The sequence below is a fragment of the Litchfieldia alkalitelluris genome (genome assembly GCF_002153425.1).
GTDB lineage: Bacteria > Bacillota > Bacilli > Bacillales > Salisediminibacteriaceae > Evansella > Evansella alkalicola.
Window position 1 is genome coordinate 1997448 of the sequence record NZ_KZ119600.1, and the last position, 22584, is coordinate 2020031.

Genomic DNA, 22584 nt, shown 5'->3' on the forward strand with positions numbered 1-22584 from the left:
CCTTTTTAATAAGATAAAATGAGGTAAAGGTATTAGCTTAGTGTAATTCACAACGGTTAACCTTCTTCTATGAACGCTACTTTTCCGTTTGACAGGGAAGAAATTCTTGCAAGGGATTCTACCCTGTACCCCTTCTCCTCCAGTTGTTCTCGCCCTGGCTGAAAGGACTTCTCAATAACAATACCAATGCCCGCAATAGATGCACCTGACTGCTTTATAATATCGATTAGTCCGAATGCTGCTTGGCCATTCGCTAAGAAGTCGTCGATAATGAGGACATGGTCATTCTCAGATAATAATTCTTTTGATATGGCAATTTCGCTTGTCTGTTGTTTTGTAAATGAATAAACCTCAGCAGTATAAAGTTTATCTAGCATCGTTAATGATTTTCGTTTCCTAGCAAAAACAAGCTCACAATCTAGGTTGAGTGAAGTCATTAGTGCAGGAGCAATCCCTGAGGATTCAAGTGTGACAATTTTTGTAATACCATCACCGCTGAATTTTTCTGCGAAAGTTTTACCAATTTGCTCCATTAATTTTGGATCAATTGCATGATTTAAGAATGAGTCTACTTTTAATACGCCTTCGGAGATGACCGTTCCTTGTGAAGCGATCTGTTCTTTTAGAAGTTCCATGTTGCGTACCTCCTTTAAAATATAAAAAACCTCGATATGACCATTCACTCGTTTGAATACAAGTGAACAGTCATATCGAGGTTTTCTCAAAGGAAAACAGGGAACAACTATACATAGAACCTTAACAAAAGGAAGATATTAGTATAGTAATCCTGTGGATAGACTCTTCACTCGTAGTCAAACAATTTACGGTCGTTTGGTAGAGACTCGTGAGCCTTATTCTCACAGTTATACGAGTGTTTTATAAGTTTGTGGATTGATTATAGCATATAATTCTAGGCTGTAAAACCTTTTTATCCGAACTTTATCATAATAAGAAAGGATAAATGTTCGTTTTATGTATAAATATCCCAATGGAAAGGTTTACATTACCACGTGTTAATTTATGAAAATAAAGTAAATTACTAATAATGAATGATAGGAGTGATTTATTATGTTAAAAAAGTTATTTGGGTTAGATAAAAAAAATGAAAAAGGAGCTTCAAAAGCAACGGGTAGTGATATAGTGAAGAGTCCCATGACAGGAAAAGTTGTTCCTTTATCAGAAGTCCCAGACCCTACTTTTTCACAGAAGATGATGGGGGACGGGATGGCAATTGAGCCTGCAGACTCTCTAGTTTTAGCTCCTGTAGATGGAGAAGTTATCAATTTATTCCCGACAAAACATGCCATTGGTATAAAAACAGTAAATGGAATTGAAATCTTGATTCATATTGGAATTGATACCGTTAACATGAAAGGGGAAGGGTTCGAGGCATTTATTAAGCAGGGTGATAATGTTAAGACTGGAGATAAGCTCATTAAATTTGATATGGGACAAGTTGAGAGTAAGGCTGCAAGTACAATTACACCACTCATCATTACTAATGGAGATGCTGTGAGTGAACTAAATAAGGAAGAAGTAGCTGATTGTATTGCTGGTGAGACTACACTTATGACAGTAATAAAAAAATAGTCTACCCTAAAAATAAAGAAAGAGGCTAGGAAATATCTAAAGTGTTTAACTGAAATTGCGAACGATAATAAATTATACCTAAGTTCCGTAGCGAATGTTCGAATATTTCATATGTTAAAACACTTTTGTCCCAGCCTCTTTCTTACAATCCATTTAATTCAAGTAAAAAAGTCAATTTCCTTAATAGTAACTTGGATAAACATAAGGTGAATCAGGTTGATCTACTTCTGTAATAGATGCATCTTTTATAACAGGAATAATGAAATCATTATATTCTCCCCGGTCAATTGTACCAGTAACATAAATCCAAGTATCTTCGTCATAATGTCGGGCTTCCTCAGACTCGACAAGAGTACCATATACACCTGCATCAGCTGTACAACACGTAATAGAAAAACGGGCCACTACAATCTGATTTTCAGTAAAGTCTAGCTCCCTAAAAGCAAAACCGAGTATTTCAATTTCTTTCCCTATAAATTGATCTAAATAGAGGTCTAATACAGTCATCACATCTAGGTAGTTTCGATCAGTTACAGTAATGATAGACTCTTTACTTAATTCTTGAGCGAGTTCATCATAATACTCGTTAAACCAATCCTCATCATAAAAGGATTCAAGTTCATATGGATTATGACCCTCTTCTATATAGTCATCACTAAACTGCTCTAAGCTACTTAAATAAGCCTCTGGATCTTCTAAGAAAGCTTCTGCACGAGCCAAGGAATTCTCTTCGCCATCTTCTTTAACAGAAGTTTGAGCACTTGCTTGATTGATCCCTAATCCAGAACCATATTGTATCCCACGGTTTGCAGCAATGGAGCTATCAAGTGCTTTGTCAGGAATGATAAATCCAAATAGTATTGGAAGAATAAATATACTATAAATCAATAACTTCACAGGTGCGGGTCCCTTTATTTGATGATCATGATCACATTGACAAGATGTATCATGCTCACTATCTTTTTTCGTGCTACGAAAAATTTGTACAATCCCTAAAAGGAAGAATGTAATCATAGCAAAATAAATAAAAGGCATCATCATTGGAGCGATATAGTAAACGATATTACCAGTAATAACCAGTCCTAGAATTAACAAGGCAAACCCAATCAGAATAATCCCTTGAATATAAGCATGAAAAAGGTGGTCGTATTTTCTCATATAGACTCACTCCTTTTATAATATAAATCCAAACAAGATGACTACTGCTGCAAAAACAACAACAGTAACTGTTATCATAAAGGTGATGACGAATCGGGACTTAAAAAATGCAAAGAGCATAATTGTATTTTTTAAATCAAGCATAGGTCCATAAACTAAGAAGGCTACCAGTGACATATCCGTAAATTGTCTACCGAATGATGATGCAACGAATGCATCTGCTTCTGAGCATAATGATAACAAGTAAGCAAAAACCATCATGACAGCTGTGGAAGAATAATCATTTTGCCCGATTGTAGTAAGAATGGCACGGTCTAGGAATGTTTGGAATAGAGCAGCAATGAACGCACCTATTATTAAATACTTACCCATCATGAAAAACTCATCTACGGCATGGTGCAAAACGTCTCTTATTCTAGTGAAAAAGGTTGGTTTCTGAATATTTGTTATGTGATGGTGGTGATGTACAGTTACATCACTTCTTAGCTGATTACTATTTTTAAATATAGAGTATAGGATTCCACCTATAATGATAGATAAAACAAAGGCTAGTCCCATTCTTGAATATAATATTGTATTGGTCGTTTCACTTCGAAAAGCAAAATAAGTTGATGCAAATACGACGGGGTTTAAAATTGGTGCTGCGACGAGAAACACTACTCCGACACTTAATGGCATCCCCTTTTTTATTAAACGCCTAACTACTGGTACAATAGCGCATTCACATAAAGGGAGAATAGCGCCTAATAAAGCTGCAGGTAAAAGAGCGACGATAGCATTCCTTGGTAAAAAACGCTGGATCGTATCTTCTGACACATAAATCTGGATTAAAGCTGAAACGAAAACCCCTAAAAGGATAAAAGGAATCGCTTCAATGACTATACTTAAAAAAATTGTGTTAACATTTATCCAAGCTCTTGGTATATCATTTAGCATTTCATTATTGTTTAATGTATCACTCATTAAAAACAGGATTAAAAAGAAGAATAATAATAAAAGTCCAATAAGATCTTTGAAGAAGTTATTTTTACGATTCATTTGGTCCCCCATCAGTAATCTATACTCTGAATGTATAATATCAATTATGATTATATATCTCTTGATATTCTATCAACTATAGGACGTATAGTAAATCATTAAAATATGGCTTTTGTTAATATATAAAATAAGATGAGGCTGGGACATAACTTAAGTGTTTAACTGAAATTGCGAACAATAATAACTTTTGCGGAGTATATTTCCGTAGCGAATGTTCGGATTTTTTCATATGTTAAAACACTTTTGTCCCAGCCTCATCCTATTGTCTACAATGCAAATATTTATTCTACTTCCATAATCATCGTTGGATCAAGCAGTGTAAATACAAGAATTGCTACGATAAAGCAGTATATGGCAAAATAAATCAGCTTACTCTTCTTTAAGAAATCAATAAGCCAGACTATTCCAATCATCGAAAATATAAACGTAACTACAAAAGAAACTACTAAGTTCATTGGACCAATATAATCGACCATAGTGACAGAAAAATCATCGATTGCTAATACAGTTGAGCCTAAGATGACAGGGATTGCTAGTAAGAAGGAATATCTTACAGCTGTTTCTCGGTTTAATCCAGCTAAGAGGGAGACAACGAGTGTTGCACCTGAACGGGAGATTCCCGGTATAACTGCCAACGTTTGCCCTAAACCTACGAGGACTGAATCCCAAAAAGTCATTGTTTCTTCTGATTTATTTCCAGTACGGTGGAATCTTTCTATAAATATTAAAGCAACCCCAGTAACCGTAAGTGCTAGTGCAATAAATGGTGGTGTCTTGATTGCATCTGAAGCCACGTCAGTTAAAACCATTCCTAAAACACCTGTAATGATAGTAGCTACTAAAATATATATTCCGAAGAAAAATTGTGTTTTGTTCTCTTCTCTTTTTCCACCTAGAAACTTAAAAAATCCTTGAATGACTCGCCATAAGTCTTTCCAAAAATAAATTGTAACTGCTAACACAGAGGCGAGGTGCAAAAAGATTTCAAAGCTAAGTCCTGGAAAAGTGTAGCCGAATATTAACTGTGTAATAACAATGTGGGCAGTACTTGAGATTGGTAAAAATTCTGTAAGTCCTTGAACGATTCCGAAGATAATTGCTTCAAATAATGTCACATGGATCTTCCTTTCATCATGAGGTTTTGCTACTTAACAACTTATAGCTGAAACCACTTTAATAATATACATTTATACACTTCAACTATCTTACCAAAAAAAAGATTGTAATAGTATCTTTTTTTAAGACCTATTTTAATAAATAATATCGCTTGTACATCAAATTTATTACCGTTTTAAGTAGATCTATTTTATAGAATGTTAATTCCTTTCAACTAACATGAATACCATTTATACTGAAGTTGATGAGAAAGAAAATGGAGGAGGCTTATCATGAAGGCTAAACGATTAACCACGATACTATTATTTATAGCTGCCCTTGGCCTTGGGGCCTTTGTTATATACGAGAATCAATCGCAACAAAATCAAAATGAACGACAAATACAAGAATATCTGAATGAGGGCACTGAGCAAGGGGGAAATGGGACTACATCTATTCAACTTGGTGTTGAAGCTCCAGATTTTAGTTTACCTGTGTATGAAGGTGAAGCAGATATGATGAGTTTATCTCAGCACAGAGGGGATTTTGTGATTATTAATTTGTGGGCCTCATGGTGTAAGCCTTGTACTGACGAAATTCCTCATTTCATTCAATTTTATGAGGAATACGAAGAGGACAATGTTGAAATTTTAGGTGTAAATATGACTAGTACAGAATCAAATCATGAAGTAATATATAGGTTTTTAGAGGACTTTCCTATCAACTATCCTGTACTTCTAGATGAAGATGGGCAAGTTTATGATGATTATCGAGTTTATGGGCTACCTATGACTTTTTTTATTGATCCAGACGGTTACATTGCCAATAGCGTGATGGGTTATGTCAGCTACGATAGATTAGTATCTATGTATGATAGCGTAGTGGAGGAGTATGAGGGAAGGTAGCAAACTAAAATGAAGAGGCTGGGATATAACTGAAGTGTTTCATTGTAAATGCGAATAATAATAACAAAAGTGGATGTATATTTCCAAACTGAATGATTGAATTTTTATATAAAAATACTTTTGTTTCAGCCTCTTCATCATTGTTTTCTTTTATTCCTAACCAAATTCCATACTAACGGTGTTTGTCATATTTAATTTGATTTGTAACGGCTCCTAATGCAACAAGTTCCTCTTCACTTAAAGTATCTACGAAAGCTGCGGAAATATTTCTCTCCAACTGTTCAATCGAGCTTGCCCCTGGAATTGTTGTAACAACTGCAGAGTGATCTATAACATACCGTAATGCTAATTGCTCCAATGTTAATCCTTTATCGTTCGCTTTTTCTAACAAATTCGAAATCATTTCTTTTAGTTCTTGTTCAGAGTAAGTTAAATAACCATCTGAAGTCAATTTTCTTTTATATCTCTCAGTAAGGTGGCCTTTAGCAACAGGTCCTCGGGCAATTATAGAAACGTTATGCTCTTCAATGTAGGGCATGAATTCTTCTGGGCGACGGTCCAATAAACTATATTGCATCATGATGCTCACAATATTTGATTCTTTTAAATACGATTTAATGACATTAGGACGGATAGATGAAATACCATAGTACCGAACAGTGCCTTCTTGAACAAGCTCTTCAAATGCTTCAATCGTCTCACCGATTGGGTCATCGATGGTTCCCCCATGAAGTTGATATAAATCAAGATAATCTGTATTTAGCCTCCTAAGTGACTCCTTTAAAGCGGTTTTTATATGTTGTTTGGAAGGATTCCATTGCCATCCTTCTCCATTACTCTTCCATTCATTTCCTCCTTTAGAAGCGAGAATAACATTATTTCTTTTTCCATGTAGAGCTTTACCTACTGATTCTTCATTCCAACCACGTTGATATAGGTCGGCAGTGTCAAAAAAATTAATCCCTTGATCTATTGCGTAATGAATGAGTTTCTCGTTGCTTGGCTGGTCCATTCCTAGAGACATACATCCAAAACCGATTTCCGAGACATATAAGTCTGAGTTCCCTAATCTATTTTTATTCATTCTTGCACCTCGCTCTCTTAGTGATGAAACCGTTTATATAACGATAGTAACAATCATTTATTACAAGTCAAGAAAAGAGGACGGGTATTTATTAGGAAAATGAGAATACATTGGGAAGGGGAGGGGTGTTGGCGTGCTTACAGAAGAAAAGGTTCGAGTAACAGAGATTCTAGAAAAATCAAATGATATTATTCGGATAAAAACTTCGGGAGGGTGTGGGAAAGCGCTCCTTTATCGAAGTCTTTGTCCTGACGTTGAAGTTGGTGATGTAGTTATAGTCAACACAACGGCAGGCAATTTAAGACTAGGAACAGGTGGATGGGATATCGTTCGATACGTCATGAATAAGCATATAGAAGAGAAGGATATTAGTAAAGAAGATGGACATATCATGAAGGCAAGGTATTTAAGTGATCAACACAGTGTTTTATCCGTAGAAGCTCCAGAAAGTATAGATCATGAATTATTTCAACAACCAATACATTTGAACGGACGAAATATATTAATAGGCGAGTTACATAGTATGCTCCCGATCGTTTGGTTTTTATTAAAAATCTTAAAAGAAGAACAATCTTCTTTAGCAGTTATCTTTAGTGATGAGGCTTCTTTGCCCTTAATAATGAGCAAGCATGTATCTTATTTACATAAGCAATCGTCGTTTTATTCTATCACGACAGGTCAAGCATTTGGTGGAAAAGCAGATGCAGTAAACGTAGTCACTGGCTTACAATATGCAGTAAAAAAATACCCCATTGATACACCGATCTTAATTACATTAGGACCAGGGGTAGTAGGATCTAACACTCACTATGGCTATAGTGGATTAAGTCAGGCAAATTGGGCTAATTATATTGGCGCATTAGGAGGTAAACCAGTCTGGATCCCTCGACTATCAGAGTATGAGAGTCGTGAGAGACATCGCGGGATTAGTCATCATACATTAACGCCTCTTAAGGAATTAACATTAACAGAAAGCATCTTACCATTACCAAGTGGAGAGTATAGTGACAGCTTAGTGAGTAACGGAATTGATTTAATTAAGAACCAATCACATATTTATATAAAACAAATTTCAGAATATAAGCTTTTTCCGTTACTAGAAAGGGTTCAGAATTTGTCCCCATTTCCTTTATCAACAATGGGACGAACAATTGACAAAGATCCTTTATTTTTCTTAGGGGTAGCAGCTGCAGTATGCTGGTTATTAGAGAGTGAACGGTGCCATTCCTCCACTAAATAAAATTGCTTCTTCTTTTGTTTTAAAAATTCTCTAATTTCCCAAGCCTTCCCAATGAGGGCAACACCGTTATTAGTGCAATGAATTTTCATGTAATAATCCCTCCAATTCTGTGTAATTAAATGATTTCTTTGATATGCTAAACAATATGTACAAAGGGTACAGATCAGAACTGGAGGGATAATAAAATGGATTTAAACGAGCGGACAATAAAGGAAAAATCGATTTATAAAGGGAAAATCATTGATTTAACCATTCATGATGTAAAGCTGCCTAATGGCAAGGAAAGTAAGCGAGAAATTGTGACGCATCCTGGAGCTGTTGCAGTTATTCCAGTCACAACGGAAGGGAAAGTTATACTTGTGAATCAGTTTCGAAAGCCACTAGAAAAAGTTATCGCAGAAATACCTGCAGGCAAACTTGAAAAAGGCGAAGACCCACTATTATGTGCAAAAAGAGAGTTAGAAGAGGAAACTGGTATGCTTGCAGAAAACTGGACGAATGTAGGTTCTTTTTATACAAGTCCAGGATTTGCTGATGAAATCATTCATTTATACTTAGCCGATGGACTTACAGAAGGAAAGGAAAATTTGGACGAAGATGAATTTGTAGAGCGTTTTGAAGTAACACTAGATGAAGCAGAAAGACTAATTGAGACACAGCATATACATGATGCGAAAACAGTCTATGCTATCCAATATTTAAGACTACAGCAATTAAAGAATAGGTAAGGTGGTCGTATTGTCATCGACTAAAAATAAGTATTATATGGATTTACACATACATATTGGAAGAACCAGATCAGGCCGCCCTGTAAAGATCACTGCTTCAAACCAATTAACCCTATCCAATGTATTAGAGGAATCTCTTGTAAGAAAAGGGTTATCTATTGTAGGAGTAATCGACTCCCATTCTCCTGAAGTGCTGGAGGAGTTGGAGGAACTTTTGGATACTGGATATGCAAGGGAGCTTACTGGTGGCGGTTTAAGCTATCTAGATCAGATTACATTAATCCTTGGTACAGAGTTGGAGATCTATGATGAGAACTCCATTGGCCCAATACATGTCCTTTGTTTTTTCCCAACGATAGAACTAATGACTGTTTTTTCGAATTGGTGCAAGACCCGTATGAAAAATATTCACTTAAGTTCTCAGCGTATATATGTCAGTGGTAAGGAGCTACAAAAACAAGTTCTCGCACTTAATGGTTGGTTTATTCCTGCGCATGTATTTACCCCGTTTAAAAGTCTCTTTGGTAAAGGTGTAAATATTTCTCTAGAAGAAGTGTTTGATTTTAATGATATTCATGCAATGGAACTTGGTTTAAGCTCTAACACACAGATGGCGGAGAAGCTATTGGAAATGCAATACTTCCCGTTTTTAACGAATTCAGATGCTCACTCCACAGCTAAAATTGGCAGGGAGCATCAAATTGTACAATTGAACGAGCCATCATTCAAAGAACTGACCCTGGCATTGAAGAATGAGGCTGACAGGGGGATCATTAGAAATATCGGTTTAGACCCAAGGCTAGGGAAGTATTACCGCACGATCTGTAAAGTCTGCGAAACTCAAGCCGTAAATGGGGAGTGTCCTAATGGTCACGATCAAACAAAAATAATTAAAGGCGTTTCTGAGAGGATAGATGATTTAGCACTTAAGCAATCGTCGCTGGTCATGAACAAGAGGAAAGAAGAAAAGGTTATACATCCTCCTTATATACATCAAGTCCCTTTAGACTTCATCCCAGGTTGCGGGGCGAAAACAATGGACAAGCTGCTATCGAATTTCCAAACAGAAATGAAAATATTACATGAGGTATCAGGTGAAGAACTATTGGCGGTGGTGCCTGAAAATATTGCAAATAAAATATTAGCTGCAAGAGCTGGGAAATTAATGATTAAAGAGGGTGGAGCAGGAAAATACGGAAAAATAAATTAGATGAAATCTATGAACTCAGTCATAGTTTCCTTAATAGATTCATAGGCTTTGATAGAAGCAGAATTATAAGGAAATGAGGCGAGTAAACGATGAACCGTATGGGAATATTTAAAAGGTCTTTGGTGGAGCACGTGACTAATCATCTTTCTATTTATATATTTACAGTTGTTCTATTATCAATGGGGGTAATTTTCGGGGCAGTTATAGTTAATAGTTTAAGCTTTTCACAAAAAAATGATCTATACGCTTATTTGACCCTCTTTTTTGGACAAGTAGAAGAAGGGGAGTTTGCAAATTCCTCGACGATGTTCGTACAAAGTTTTGCACACTATAGTAAATATCTAGGACTGATGTGGTTTTTAGGTCTATCTGTAATTGGGCTGCCAGTTATCTATATATTACTTTTTCTTAAAGGCTTAGTAGTAGGGTTTACAGTAGGTTTTCTAGTTGGTCAAATGGGGTTAAACGGCTTTTTTCTCTCATTTGCAGCAATTTTTCCCCAGAACGTGTTGCTCATTCCGATCTATATTGTTGTCGCTACTGTAGCAACGTCATTTTCAATTAAATTGTGGAGACAAGTTACAAGAAGAGGATTTGAACCAATGTTCCCTCATTTCATGTCCTATTCCTTCTTCTTGCTCTTTATCGGTGCACTTATCGCGATCGTTTCATTATTTGAAGCATACGTTTCTCCTTCCATTATGCAAGCAGTATTTCAAATCTTAGGATAGACACCATTACAATTATTCTATCTTTATGGTAGATGTGCGCTTTTTTATAAATATTATTATATGATAATAATTACAGTATTGAATTTATAATGATTCTCATTTGACACCTTTTTTTCTCAAAGAGTATAATAGTTATTGTAGATGGGCTTTTGGGGGGAAAGATGATGGAACAGAGGATCGAGAGAATAAAAAAACAGTTACATTCCCAGAGTTACAAACTGACACCTCAGCGGGAAGCGACAGTAAGAGTCCTTTTAGAAAATGAGGAAGATCATTTGAGTGCTGAAGATGTATATATGCTTGTGAAAGAGAAATCGCCAGAAATTGGTTTAGCTACAGTATATCGGACTTTGGAATTGTTAACGGAATTGAAGGTAGTAGATAAGATTAATTTTGGTGATGGTGTTTCTCGCTACGACTTGAGAAAAGAAGGTGCTGCTCACTTTCATCACCACCTTGTATGCATTGAATGTGGTTCAGTAGATGAAATTCAGGAAGATCTCCTAGAAGAAGTTGAAAAAGTAGTGGAACGTGATTGGAATTTTTACATTAAAGATCACAGACTAACTTTTCACGGAATATGTCATCGTTGTAAAGATGTAAAACAAGATTAAATATAATATTAATGGCTTAAAAGTAGCAGAATCGCTACTTTTTTTATTTAATTAAGGTATACAACTTGTCTTGTCCGTCATATTCTGTACTATACAGAATGAATGGAGAAAGGAAGTTGTATATGAAGGTTCTGAAAAGCTTTGCTGAAGCAGTGTGGGTATTTTTATTGTTTATGGGGTGCACGCTCATTTTTTATTATGGTATTCTATGGGTAAGTTCGGGGTATCAAGATTACCATCGCTATGATGAACCTAGTGGTAGGGCTACAAAAGTATTCCAAGTTGAAGAACCTATAAACCTCGAACCTTCTTTGTGGCGTTTACAGCTATTTTTAAATCACGGTGAATAACATGTTAGCATTTGTAAAGGGTTCACTGATTAACAGTGAGGGTGGAGATAAGATGCTTCAAGAATTGAAATCATTCACATATTTTTTAGCAATGGAAAGGGGAGTATCTAAAAATACAATTGAGGCATATCAACGAGATTTAACTCAATATATCCACTTCTTACAGGAGTCAGAAGCTATCGAAATGATTGATCAAATTTCCCAAGGGCATATCAAAGCTTACATTCACCACCTTAAATCCCAGGGAAAAGCAGCCTCTACACTGGCTAGAACGGTCACTTCTATTCGAGCGTTTCATCAATTCTTATTACGGGAATCTATACATAAAAGTGATCCAACGATACATATTGAAAGACCGAAGGAAACAAAAAGAATACCGAGTATTTTAACAACATCGGAGGTAGAAGCTTTATTGGAAGCAAAGGTCGATAATCCCCTACTCGATATAAGGAATAAAGGAATGCTTGAACTTCTTTATGCTACAGGAATTCGGGTTAGTGAATTATGTAACTTGACTACTGCTGACTTACATTTGGAGTTAGGGTTTCTTCGATGTTTTGGGAAAGGGAATAAAGAAAGAATTATCCCTATTGGACGAGTTGCTAAGAAAGTTCTAGAACAGTACTTATTAAGTGCCAGACCGCTCTTGATAAAACAACAAAATCATGATTTTTTATTTGTGAATCATCATGGGAGGCAATTGTCACGTCAAGGTTTCTGGAAAATCATAAAAATGTTAGCTAAACTAGCAGGGATTGAAACAGAGCTTACACCTCATACTTTGAGACATTCCTTTGCAACACATTTATTAGAGAATGGTGCAGATATAAGAGCAGTTCAGGAGATGTTGGGGCATGCTGATATTTCTACTACTCAAATTTATACGCATGTAACGAAAACAAGAATGAAGGACGTTTATTCAAAATATCACCCTCGAGCGTAGGAAGGGTGTTGTTTTATATGAAAGGTCAGACTTCAGACTACCTATTGGCCAGAAGTTATTGCCATCAGAGAATTACTATTTTCACGGTAGACAAATAAATAAAAAGTAATAGAAGTGCCATCTGTGACGAAAGATATGAAATAGAGAATGGAAAGTACGTAAAAGAGGGAGGAAATTATGAAATATAAACGTATTTTTTTAATTGTAATGGACTCGGTTGGAATTGGAGAAGCCCCAGATGCTAAAAAGTTTGACGATGAGGGGTCCGACACATTAGGAAATATTGCTAAAGCTGTGAACGGTTTAAAATTACCTAATTTAGATAAACTTGGATTGTCTCATATTAAGACATACCTTGGTGGAGAAAAACCTGAAATAGCTGATGCTTACTTTGGGAAAATGGAGGAAGCATCAGTTGGTAAAGATACGATGACAGGTCATTGGGAAATCATGGGGCTACATATTGATCAACCGTTTCAAACTTTTCCAGAAGGTTTCCCCCCAGAGCTAATACAAGAGTTAGAAGAAAGAACTGGTAGAAAAGTGATTGGGAACAAGCCTGCATCTGGAACAGAAATACTAGAGGAATTAGGTGAGGAACATGTGAAAACAGGTTCTCTCATTGTCTATACATCGGCAGATTCCGTCCTTCAGATTGCCGCTCACGAAGACGTAGTTCCAATAGAAGAACAGTATGATATATGTAAAATAGCTAGGGAATTAACATTGAATGAAAAGTATATGGTCGGGAGGGTAATCGCCCGTCCGTTTATAGGAGAACCAAAAAAGTGGGAGCGTACGTCAAATCGACATGATTATGCCCTTAAACCATTTGGCCGAACTGTGATGAATGAACTAAAAGATGGAGGCTTTGACTCTATAGCTATCGGAAAAATTTCTGATATATACGATGGTGAAGGAATAACAAAATCACTTCGTACGATTTCAAATATGGATGGAATGGATAAATTGAGAGATACATTAGAAATGGAGTTTACTGGTCTAAGCTTCTTAAACTTAGTTGATTTCGATGCGAAATTTGGTCATCGTCGTGATCCAGAGGGGTATGGGGCAGCACTGGAAGAGTTTGATGTACGTCTAGAAGAAGTTTTTGCTAGGCTTCAAGATGATGACCTTCTAATGATAACAGCGGATCATGGGAATGATCCTACCTTTAAAGGTACAGATCATACAAGGGAATATGTTCCGTTACTAGTTTATAACAAGAATATGAAAGAGGGTAAGTCAATAGGAACTAGAAAAACATTTGCTGATGTAGGGGCAACTGTTGCAGATAATTTCCAGGTAACTATGCCAAAATACGGAAAAAGCTTTCTAAATGAATTAGGAGAATAGGGGAGAACTTAAATGGTATCAAAAAATGAAATTATAAAAATTGCTGAACTGATTAGGAAAAAGAGTCAGTTTCAACCCAAAATTGGACTAATTTTAGGATCTGGTCTCGGTGTCTTAGGAGATGAGATAGAGGATAGTGTAAAGATTCCTTATAGTGATATTGAAGGATTTCCAACTTCAACAGTGGCAGGTCATAAAGGGCAACTTGTAATCGGAAATTTAAATGGTCAGCAAGTGATCGCCATGCAAGGTAGATTTCACTATTATGAAGGATATAGTATGGAGCAAGTTACCTTACCAGTGAGGGTAATGAAGGAGTTAGGTGTATCACAACTAATCGTCACGAATGCTGCAGGTGGAGTAAATGAAAGCTTTGAACCTGGTGATTTAATGCTTATTAATGATCATCTTAACCTGACTGGAACAAACCCTCTAATTGGACCTAATGATGAAAGCTTAGGTGTGCGTTTTCCAGACATGTCGAAAGCTTATTCACCAACATTACTTGAATTGGCAAAAAAGACAGCAGAACAATTGGATATTCAAGTCAAAGAGGGTGTGTATGCAGGTAACCCAGGCCCAGCTTATGAAACTCCCGCAGAAATACGAATGATTCGAACACTTGGTGGAGATGCAGTTGGAATGTCTACTGTTCCTGAAGTCATCGTTGCGCGTCACAGTGACATGGAAGTACTAGGTATCACTTGTATTTCCAACATGGCTGCTGGTATATTGGATCAACCTCTATCCCATGAAGAAGTGATAGAGACCACAGAAAAAGTAAAGGCAAACTTTTTAAAGTTTGTGAAGGCAATCGTTCGTGATATCAAATGAATATGTTAGCCTTGTTTCATCGTGTTTAATCGTGTTTAAGGATTATTGAGGAGTGAGATCCATGAGAATGGTGGATTTAATTGAAAAAAAGAGAAATGGAAGTGCCCATACTAAGGAAGAAATTGATTTCATTATTAATGGCTACACTAATGATGACATTCCTGATTATCAAATGAGTGCATGGTCGATGGCCGTTTATTTTCAAGGAATGGATGATCAGGAGCGAGCAGCGTTAACTAATGCAATGGTTCACTCTGGAGAAACGATTGACCTATCTGCTATAGAAGGAATAAAGGTAGATAAACATAGTACTGGGGGCGTTGGTGATACAACTACACTAGTTTTAGCACCTCTAGTTGCGAGTGTTGGTGTTCCTGTAGCAAAAATGAGTGGTCGTGGTCTAGGGCATACTGGAGGAACGATTGATAAATTAGAATCTATTAGTGGGTTTAATGTGGAAATTAGCAATAATACATTTATTGAATTAGTTAACCGAAATAAAGTTGCTGTCATTGGTCAGACACACAACTTGACACCTGCTGACAAAAAACTATATGGGTTGAGGGACGTAACTGGTACAGTAAATTCAATCCCACTAATTGCAAGCTCTATTATGAGTAAAAAAATTGCTTCTGGTGCTGATGCTATTGTATTAGATGTGAAAACTGGGTCTGGTGCATTTATGAAAGAGTTAAAGGATGCGAAAGAATTAGCAAATGCCATGGTTAAAATCGGAAGAAGCCTCAATAGGAAAACATCAGCAGTAATTTCCGATATGAGTCAGCCGTTGGGATACGCAATTGGCAATGCACTTGAAGTAAAAGAAGCGATAAACACACTTAAAGGAGAAGGCCCAGATGACCTTTATGAGTTATGTCTTACTTTAGGCAGTCATATGGTTGTACTTGCAAATAAGGCAACAACCCTTGAAGAAGCAAGAAATCTACTAATTGAATCTATACAATCAGGAAAAGCGTTACAACATTTTAAATTATTTATTGAAGCGCAAAATGGGGAGGAGTCAGTGGTTGATGATACAACTAAACTCCCTCAGGCAAAGTATCAAATAGATGTGAAAGCAGAGAGCACTGGATATGTATCAGAAATCGTTGCAGATCAAATTGGGATTGCTGCCATGATGCTCGGGGCTGGAAGGGCTACAAAAGAATCAAAAATCGATGTTTCTGTCGGTATTGAACTTAGGAAGAAAATTGGTGATGAGGTAAAGAAGGGAGACCCCCTAGTAACCATTCATGCGAATTCTGAAAAAGTGATTGAAGTGATAGAAAAAATTAAGCATTCCTATACGATTACATCCTCTAGCGTGAGAGCACCAGAATTAATTTATAGTATCATTTCAGAGTAATGATAAATATAAAAATGAGATATATAATGGGTGGCTAGTACAAATGTACTGGTCATCTTTTTTTATATCTGATTTTGTATGGGAGATGCGTGTGTTAAAACTCCAAATGATGGTATATTCCCCTCTCTTTCGGGCAGAATGGTAAAGAAAAAGAATGGAGGGATTAAATTTGAAAAAATCATTCATTGTTTTTTTAGTAGGTTTATACATTTTTACGGGGACAATTACGGTCCATGGAGAGGAGTCTGGTGGTGTTAATTTAGCAGAAGAATCTACTTCTGCAGTACTAATGGAGAGAGACACTGGAGAAATACTATTTGAAAAAAATAGTAAAGAGCAATTACCTCCAGCAAGTATGACAAAAGTTATGACGATGCTATTAATTATGGAAGCTATTGATTCTGGAAAAATCAAATGGAGTGACATGGTTCGAACTAGTGAACGTGCTGCTTCAATGGGTGGGTCTCAGATTTTCTTAGAGCCTGGCGAAGAAATGTCAGTAGAAGACATGATGAAAGGGATTGCGATAGCTTCTGGGAATGACGCCTCAGTTGCAATGGCAGAGCATTTAGCTGGCTCTGAAGAAGAATTTGTCAAACTTATGAATGAAAAAGCAGAGGAATTAGGATTAAAAGATACGCATTTTGTTAATTCAAATGGTCTTCCAGCAGAAAATCATTTTTCTTCAGCGGAAGATTTGGCTGTAATGGCAAAAGAACTATTAAAATACGAAGAGATTACGAAATACACAAGTTTATATGAAGACTATTTAAGGGAAGATACAGATGATAAATTTTGGCTCGTTAATACAAACAAACTAGTTAAGTTTTATCCTGGAGTGGATGGGCTTAAAACTGGTTTTACGAATGAGGCGAAATACTGTTTAACTGCTAGTGCCAATAAAAATGGTATGCGTGTTATTGCAGTAGTAATGGGGGCTCCAACACCAAAGGAAAGAAACCGCCAAGTTTCAGAAATGCTCGATTATGCATACAGTCAATATGAAATACAACCAAGATATGAACGAGGAGATGTTTTAGGTGAAGCAAAAATAAGTAAAGGTTCAACTAGAACAGTTCCTGTACAAGCTGATGAAAATATTTCATTACTTATGAAAAAGGGTGAATCAGTAGAAGGAATAACGGAGCGTCTTGAATTGGAGGAACCCCTTGCAGCACCTATTGAGGCAGGTACTCCTGTTGGTACTTTATATGTTGAAAAGGATGGAGAAATATTATCTGAATCTGTTGTTGTAGCGGAACTTGATGTTTCTAAAGCTACTCTATGGACGTTAATGAAACGAAGTACATCTAGCCTAGTTGGAAGAGATGGTTTTTAATTCATCGATATTTTTCTTGTTTTGACGAATTAACACTAGTTTTGTTTTTAGGAAGGAAACTTAACTACCTATAAAGAAAACGTTCGTGTAGCAATTTCCTCAGGGAGAGGGAACTGGATAAACAATAACTTAAGGGGTGAAGACATGAGTTTACTCATTGATCTTGAAAAAAGGGACAATGTTCTCTGCGTACGACTTGAAGGTGAATTAGATCACCATACAGCGATGGAACTCCGTGAGAGTGTAGATGCTGCAATTACTGAGCAACGTTTAACACATATTATGTTAAACCTTGAAAAACTAACCTTTATGGACAGCTCTGGCTTAGGTGTCATCCTTGGCCGATATAAAAGTGTACAAGCACTTGGAGGGGAAATGGTTGTATGTTCCATTTCTCCTCAAATAAAAAGACTATTTGAGATGTCAGGCATTTTTAAGATTATCCGTCTAGCATCTAATGAACAGGATGCATTAATTACGCTGGGGGTGGCGTCATGAGAAACAGAATGGAGCTATCATTTTCAGCGTTAAGTCAGAATGAATCATTTGCTAGAGTAACGGTTGGGGCGTTTGTGGCACAGCTAGATCCAACTATGGATGAATTAACGGAAATTAAAACGGTGGTTAGTGAAGCTGTGACAAATGCAATCATACATGGCTATAATGAAAAACCAGATGGAATGATCTACTTAGAGGTGGAGCTAGAAGAAGATTTAGTAAGGTTGTCCATCCGTGATGAAGGTATTGGTATACATGATCTTGATGAAGCTAGACAACCGTTATATACGTCAAAACCTGAGTTAGAGCGTAGTGGAATGGGCTTTACGATAATGGAAAATTTTATGGATGAAGTGGAAGTACAGTCAGAGCCAATGGTTGGTACGACTGTTAGTTTAGCAAAACGACTCTCAAAGCAACGCGCTCTTTGTAATTGAGGGGCGGGCAGCTATGGATGTAGAAGTTAAACAAACAAAAAAGACGTATCTAGACGACAAAGAAGTAAAGAAGTTAATTAAAGAAGCCCAAAGCGGTAATCAAGAAGCTCGGGATCATATTGTTAGTATTAATACGAGACTTGTTTGGTCTGTCGTACAGAGGTTCTTGAATAGGGGTTATGAGGCTGATGATCTCTTCCAGATCGGATGTATCGGATTAATTAAATCGGTAGATAAATTTGACTTGAGTTATGATGTGAAGTTCTCTACCTATGCAGTCCCGATGATTATTGGTGAGATCCAACGTTTTTTAAGGGACGATGGAACTGTTAAAGTAAGCCGTTCAATTAAAGAAAGTGCAAATAAAATAAGAAAAACAAAAGAAGAGCTTACGAAAACATTAGGTCGAATACCTACTATTAATGAAATAGCTGAAAAACTAGAGCTCTCGCCAGAGGAAGTTGTTTTTGCACAAGAGGCTAGTAGACAACTTACGTCTATTCATGAAACAGTATATGAAAACGATGGAGATCCTATTACACTTCTTGACCAAATTTCTGATGACGGTGACTTAAAATGGTTTGATAAGATCGCTCTCAAGGACGAAATTGAAAAGCTAGATGAGAGAGAAAAGCTTATTGTGATGATGAGGTATTATAAGGATCAGACACAGTCACAAGTAGCGGAAAGGTTAGGGATCTCTCAAGTTCAAGTATCTAGACTTGAAAAGAAAATATTAAAGCAATTGAAAGAGCAGCTAGGTTAATAACCTTAGCTGTTCTTTTTTTTTGAGCCAATTTCGTCTCTTCATTCGAATACAAATTGGCATTTGACGTCATACTAAGTGAAAATTCATTTTGATAGAAAAGAGGTTTTTCGATGGTGAAAAAAGTTTATTTTCGATTGAAAAGCCGTCATTGGATCAAGGATAAGACAGTTGTTTTAAAAGATATTTCACAAATAATTACAGAAGGGATTCCACATGAGTCTATAGAGAATATGAAAATTTGTGAATTAACGGAAGCTGATAAAAGTCTCGAAGTAGTAGATGCTATGAAGGTTGTTGAAATTATTAATAAAAATTTTCCTGGTACAGATGTTCAAGTGGTAGGGCCAACTCAATCGATTATTTACAGGAAGGAAAAAGGAAAAGGGGCTAAACCAATCTTATTTATATTTGTTTGGTTACTATTGTTTATTGGCGCTGGTTTAGCTGTGATGAATTTCCATGAAGATGTCAGCATGCAGGAAGTTCATGTGAAAATTCATCAAGTGATCACTGGAGAAATAGTTGAACACCCATTATGGCTTCAGATACCATACTCTATTGGATTAGGATTGGGAATGATCCTTTTTTTTAATCACGTTTTTCGCAAGCGTATCAATGAAGAGCCTAGTCCTATGGAGGTTGAGATGTTTAATTATGAGGAGAATATGGATCGCTATATTTCTGTATACGAAAATGATGCGTGGAAGAGGAAATAATCATGTCATTATTTATTCTTAGCATGATTGGATTATCTGGTGGCTTGGCTGTAGGGAGTGGGTTAGTTGCTTTCCTAACAGTATTAGGTGTCGTTCCAAGACTTGCGAATTTAACAAAAACAGAGAATTTACTCTCTTTATATGAAATGAGTATTGTCGGGGGAGCTATTATTGGTATTTGGTTTAGTTTAGGTGACCCGGCTTTTTCATTTACTAACAGTTTACTTGTCATTATTGGATTAGCGTGCGGCATGTTTATAGGATTATTAGCAGCAGCATTAACAGAAGTGTTGAATGTTTTTCCTATTTTAGCAAAGAGAATTGGTCTTAAAGGAAAAGTTTATATTTTATTATGGGCAATTGTGTTAGGGAAAATTGCCGGATCATTGTATCAATGGATATTCTTTGTACGTTCATAATGTGGTGCTTTCGGTATGGGTAACTAATTACAATTTTGGGAGTGATTACATGAATTCGAAGAAGCAGGTTATATTAATCACTGATGGCGATGCATCAGCAAAGGCTGCTGTGAAATATGTTGCTGATAAAAATGGTTATGAATTCATAGGTGAATCAGGCGGAAATCCAACAAGAATAGCAGGTGATGAATTAATAAACATCATCAAAACATCTCAAAAAGAGCCTGTTCTTGTCTTATTCGATGATTGTGGTTATCCAGATGAGGGGCCTGGAGAAAAAGCATTAATTACAATTGTTAACTCACCAGAAGTTGAAGTTATTGGTGCCGTAGCAGTAGCTTCCCAGTCTTTTTCCCATGAATGGACAAGGGTGGACGTTTCCATCGACCGTAATGGGGTGTTAACGGAATATGGTGTTGATAAAGATGGGATTAAAGATACAGAAGTTGGAAGAATCATTGGAGATACAGTTTCAATCCTAGACCGACTTCCGATACCTTTAATTGTAGGGATTGGTGACATTGGTAAAATGGGAGGTCAAGATTCCATCGAAAAGGGCGCCCCAATAACAGAAAAGGCAGTTGAGTTAATATTGGAAAGGAGTGGGAATATTGGAACCAGCTAATAATCCAGATTATAATCAACCAGTCACAAAAGACATTCGAGAAAATGAAAAAATAATGTCTGAACGTATTGGCATTGGGACTAGCTTTGATGTAGGTATTCGAAAGCTTTACATATTGGATAAAGAAGTGCAGTTTTACTTTGTAAATGGTTTATGTGATATCCAATATATTATTGAATTGTTGAAAGAACTAATGTCGTTAGATGCAAATGAACAGAAAAAACAAGGTCATGTTCGACAACAAATAGAAAATAGACTCACTCATGTCCAAGTAGAGCCAGTAAAAACAATCGATGATTCGATAACGCAAATATTGTCTGGTTTAATTGCCATTTATATTGAAGGTGAATCAGAAGCTCTTATTATTGATGTCCGGAGTTATCCAGGAAGAGGACCAGAAGAACCGGATACGGAAAGAGTTGTCCGTGGAAGTCGTGATGGATATACGGAAAACATTATTGAAAATACTGCATTGACAAGAAGAAGAATTAGGGATGAAAGATTAAGAAATGAAATTATGAAAGTAGGGAAAAGGTCAAAAACAGATATATGTTTGTCCTATATCGATGGAATTGCAGATACCACTTTAATTAATGTCATTCGGAAAGAGCTAGAAGCAATCGATATAGACGGCCTTACAATGGCAGATAAGGTAGTAGAAGAATTTGTTGTAAAACAAGGAATTAATCCATTTCCCGTAGTAAGGTATACAGAACGACCTGATGTAGCAGCGACCCATTTACTTGAGGGTCACGTACTTGTCATTGTTGACTCGTCCCCAAGTGTCATTATTTTCCCAACAACATTTTTCCATCACGTTCAACATGCTGAGGAATTTAGGCAGGCTCCGATGGTGGGGACATTCCTTAGATGGGTTCGTTTTTCTGGTATGTTATTTTCCATGTTTATACTGCCACTATGGCTGTTAATGGTTGTTAATCCAGATATTTTACCAGAAGGCCTAGATTTCATAGGCCCTAATGAAACAACCAATATTCCGATTTTTGTACAGATGTTGTTTGCGGAATTAGGTATAGAACTATTAAGAATGGCCGCCATTCATACACCATCACCATTAGCAACAGCCTTAGGTTTAGTTGCAGCCCTACTGATAGGTGATATAGCAATTGAAGTGGGATTATTTGTGCCTGAAGTTATTTTGTACGTAGCAGTTGGTGCAATAGGCATGTTTGCTACACCAAGTTATGAAATGTCCTTAGCATTAAAAATGTTCCGGATCCTTTTATTATTTGTAGTGTTTTTCTTCAAGGTACCAGGCTTTGTAATTGGGACAACTTTACTATTCCTATTCTTAGCGTTGAAAAAATCACTTGAAGTTCCATATATGTGGCCATTTGTACCATTTTATCCGATAGCGTTTATGGATATTTTAATTAGACAAGCAGTTCCAATGAAGAAGAAACGACCAAGTATTGCAAGTAAAAAGAATCAAACAAAACAAGGCTTAGCATGATGTTAGGTGTTTTTATTGATAAGCTTTGAAAAGGTTGATATGGCTAGTGAAGTATGCTATTGTTG

25 protein-coding genes, 1 pseudogene and 1 riboswitch are annotated in these 22584 nt (G+C 36.5%); of the genes and pseudogenes, 20 read left to right on the plus strand and 6 right to left on the minus strand.

Translation table 11 applies throughout. From position 1 onward, the window contains the following. Positions 1–56: 56 nt before the first annotated feature. Positions 57–635: a xanthine phosphoribosyltransferase gene (locus BW724_RS09490; RefSeq protein WP_088074993.1), complete on the minus strand. Its 579-nt coding sequence runs from the start codon at positions 633–635 to the stop codon at positions 57–59. Positions 636–789: 154 nt separating this feature from the next. After that, positions 790–891, minus strand: a riboswitch (purine riboswitch). Between the two features lie 177 nt (positions 892–1068). On the opposite strand from BW724_RS09490, the gene BW724_RS09495 reads away from it, so the two are divergent. Further along, positions 1069–1590, plus strand: coding sequence for a PTS sugar transporter subunit IIA (locus BW724_RS09495; RefSeq protein ID WP_088074994.1), 522 nt, complete (start codon positions 1069–1071; stop codon positions 1588–1590). A 180-nt stretch (positions 1591–1770) separates the two neighbouring features. On the opposite strand, the gene BW724_RS09500 is transcribed toward BW724_RS09495, so the two are convergent. The 3 genes from BW724_RS09500 to uppP all read right to left on the minus strand — a co-directional run bounded on the left by BW724_RS09500 (position 1771) and on the right by uppP (position 4901). After that, on the minus strand, positions 1771–2748 hold the full coding sequence (locus BW724_RS09500) for a TIGR03943 family putative permease subunit (protein WP_088074995.1): 978 nt from the start codon (positions 2746–2748) through the stop codon (positions 1771–1773). 15 nt (positions 2749–2763) lie between these two features. Then, positions 2764–3786 carry a permease gene (locus BW724_RS09505; RefSeq protein ID WP_088074996.1) on the minus strand — a complete coding sequence of 341 codons (1023 nt, stop codon included), beginning with the start codon at positions 3784–3786 and terminating at the stop codon, positions 2764–2766. Between the two features lie 281 nt (positions 3787–4067). Continuing rightward, positions 4068–4901, minus strand: a complete 834-nt coding sequence (uppP, locus tag BW724_RS09510; protein WP_088074997.1) for an undecaprenyl-diphosphatase UppP — start codon at positions 4899–4901, stop codon at positions 4068–4070. Between the two features lie 273 nt (positions 4902–5174). Here uppP and BW724_RS09515 point away from each other — a divergent pair, with 273 nt between their 5' ends. Continuing rightward, entirely contained in the window at positions 5175–5786 is a 612-nt protein-coding gene (locus BW724_RS09515) for a peroxiredoxin family protein (RefSeq protein WP_088074998.1), read from the plus strand. 172 nt (positions 5787–5958) lie between these two features. On the opposite strand, the gene BW724_RS09520 is transcribed toward BW724_RS09515, so the two are convergent. Further along, on the minus strand, positions 5959–6870 hold the full coding sequence (locus BW724_RS09520; protein ID WP_088074999.1) for an aldo/keto reductase: 912 nt from the start codon (positions 6868–6870) through the stop codon (positions 5959–5961). A 133-nt stretch (positions 6871–7003) separates the two neighbouring features. On the opposite strand from BW724_RS09520, the gene BW724_RS24060 reads away from it, so the two are divergent. Continuing rightward, positions 7004–8110, plus strand: coding sequence for a DUF3866 family protein (locus BW724_RS24060; RefSeq protein ID WP_235848936.1), 1107 nt, complete (start codon positions 7004–7006; stop codon positions 8108–8110). 32 nt (positions 8111–8142) lie between these two features. On the opposite strand, the pseudogene mciZ reads toward BW724_RS24060, so the two are convergent. Beyond that, a pseudogene (gene mciZ / locus BW724_RS24440) lies at positions 8143–8199 on the minus strand (Z-ring formation inhibitor MciZ); the annotation flags it as partial. Positions 8200–8295: 96 nt separating this feature from the next. On the opposite strand from mciZ, the gene BW724_RS09535 reads away from it, so the two are divergent. The 17 genes from BW724_RS09535 (at position 8296) to BW724_RS09615 (ending at position 22519) form a co-directional block, all read left to right on the plus strand. After that, positions 8296–8838 (plus strand): NUDIX domain-containing protein, encoded by a 543-nt coding sequence (locus tag BW724_RS09535; protein ID WP_088075002.1) that lies wholly within the window; start codon positions 8296–8298, stop codon positions 8836–8838. Between the two features lies 1 nt (position 8839). Then, the gene (locus BW724_RS09540) at positions 8840–10048 is read left to right on the plus strand and encodes an endonuclease Q family protein (protein ID WP_419178072.1); all 1209 of its coding nucleotides are present in this window, start codon (positions 8840–8842) and stop codon (positions 10046–10048) included. An 89-nt stretch (positions 10049–10137) separates the two neighbouring features. Next, positions 10138–10779 carry a stage II sporulation protein M gene (gene spoIIM, locus BW724_RS09545; protein WP_088075004.1) on the plus strand — a complete coding sequence of 214 codons (642 nt, stop codon included), beginning with the start codon at positions 10138–10140 and terminating at the stop codon, positions 10777–10779. A gap of 164 nt (positions 10780–10943) precedes the next feature. Next, positions 10944–11393 (plus strand): ferric iron uptake transcriptional regulator, encoded by a 450-nt coding sequence (locus BW724_RS09550; RefSeq protein ID WP_088075005.1) that lies wholly within the window; start codon positions 10944–10946, stop codon positions 11391–11393. Positions 11394–11515: 122 nt separating this feature from the next. Next, on the plus strand, positions 11516–11743 hold the full coding sequence (locus tag BW724_RS09555) for a YqzK family protein (RefSeq protein WP_088075006.1): 228 nt from the start codon (positions 11516–11518) through the stop codon (positions 11741–11743). Between the two features lie 52 nt (positions 11744–11795). After that, positions 11796–12686, plus strand: coding sequence for a site-specific tyrosine recombinase XerD (gene xerD / locus BW724_RS09560; RefSeq protein ID WP_088077808.1), 891 nt, complete (start codon positions 11796–11798; stop codon positions 12684–12686). 177 nt (positions 12687–12863) lie between these two features. Continuing rightward, complete coding sequence (deoB, locus tag BW724_RS09565; protein WP_088075007.1) at positions 12864–14042, plus strand: phosphopentomutase; 1179 nt, start codon at positions 12864–12866, stop codon at positions 14040–14042. Positions 14043–14054: 12 nt separating this feature from the next. After that, positions 14055–14876: a purine-nucleoside phosphorylase gene (locus BW724_RS09570; RefSeq protein WP_088075008.1), complete on the plus strand. Its 822-nt coding sequence runs from the start codon at positions 14055–14057 to the stop codon at positions 14874–14876. A 61-nt stretch (positions 14877–14937) separates the two neighbouring features. After that, a complete protein-coding gene (locus tag BW724_RS09575; protein WP_140354948.1) occupies positions 14938–16242 on the plus strand; it encodes a pyrimidine-nucleoside phosphorylase in 1305 nt (434 codons plus the stop codon). A 169-nt stretch (positions 16243–16411) separates the two neighbouring features. After that, positions 16412–17581, plus strand: a complete 1170-nt coding sequence (locus BW724_RS09580) for a D-alanyl-D-alanine carboxypeptidase family protein (protein WP_246596317.1) — start codon at positions 16412–16414, stop codon at positions 17579–17581. Between the two features lie 144 nt (positions 17582–17725). After that, on the plus strand, positions 17726–18079 hold the full coding sequence (gene spoIIAA / locus BW724_RS09585) for an anti-sigma F factor antagonist (protein ID WP_088075010.1): 354 nt from the start codon (positions 17726–17728) through the stop codon (positions 18077–18079). Then, positions 18076–18516 carry an anti-sigma F factor gene (gene spoIIAB / locus BW724_RS09590; protein ID WP_088075011.1) on the plus strand — a complete coding sequence of 147 codons (441 nt, stop codon included), beginning with the start codon at positions 18076–18078 and terminating at the stop codon, positions 18514–18516. The genes spoIIAA and spoIIAB overlap by 4 nt, the downstream gene beginning before the upstream one ends. 13 nt (positions 18517–18529) lie before the next feature. Then, entirely contained in the window at positions 18530–19282 is a 753-nt protein-coding gene (gene sigF, locus BW724_RS09595; RefSeq protein ID WP_088075012.1) for an RNA polymerase sporulation sigma factor SigF, read from the plus strand. Between the two features lie 113 nt (positions 19283–19395). Further along, positions 19396–20001 carry a stage V sporulation protein AA gene (locus BW724_RS09600; RefSeq protein WP_088075013.1) on the plus strand — a complete coding sequence of 202 codons (606 nt, stop codon included), beginning with the start codon at positions 19396–19398 and terminating at the stop codon, positions 19999–20001. A 2-nt stretch (positions 20002–20003) separates the two neighbouring features. Further along, positions 20004–20420, plus strand: a complete 417-nt coding sequence (locus tag BW724_RS09605) for a stage V sporulation protein AB (RefSeq protein ID WP_140354949.1) — start codon at positions 20004–20006, stop codon at positions 20418–20420. A gap of 49 nt (positions 20421–20469) precedes the next feature. Next, entirely contained in the window at positions 20470–21045 is a 576-nt protein-coding gene (locus tag BW724_RS09610) for a stage V sporulation protein SpoVABEA (protein ID WP_088075014.1), read from the plus strand. 55 nt (positions 21046–21100) lie between these two features. Continuing rightward, on the plus strand, positions 21101–22519 hold the full coding sequence (locus BW724_RS09615; RefSeq protein WP_088077814.1) for a spore germination protein: 1419 nt from the start codon (positions 21101–21103) through the stop codon (positions 22517–22519). The last annotated feature ends 65 nt before the right edge of the window (positions 22520–22584 follow it).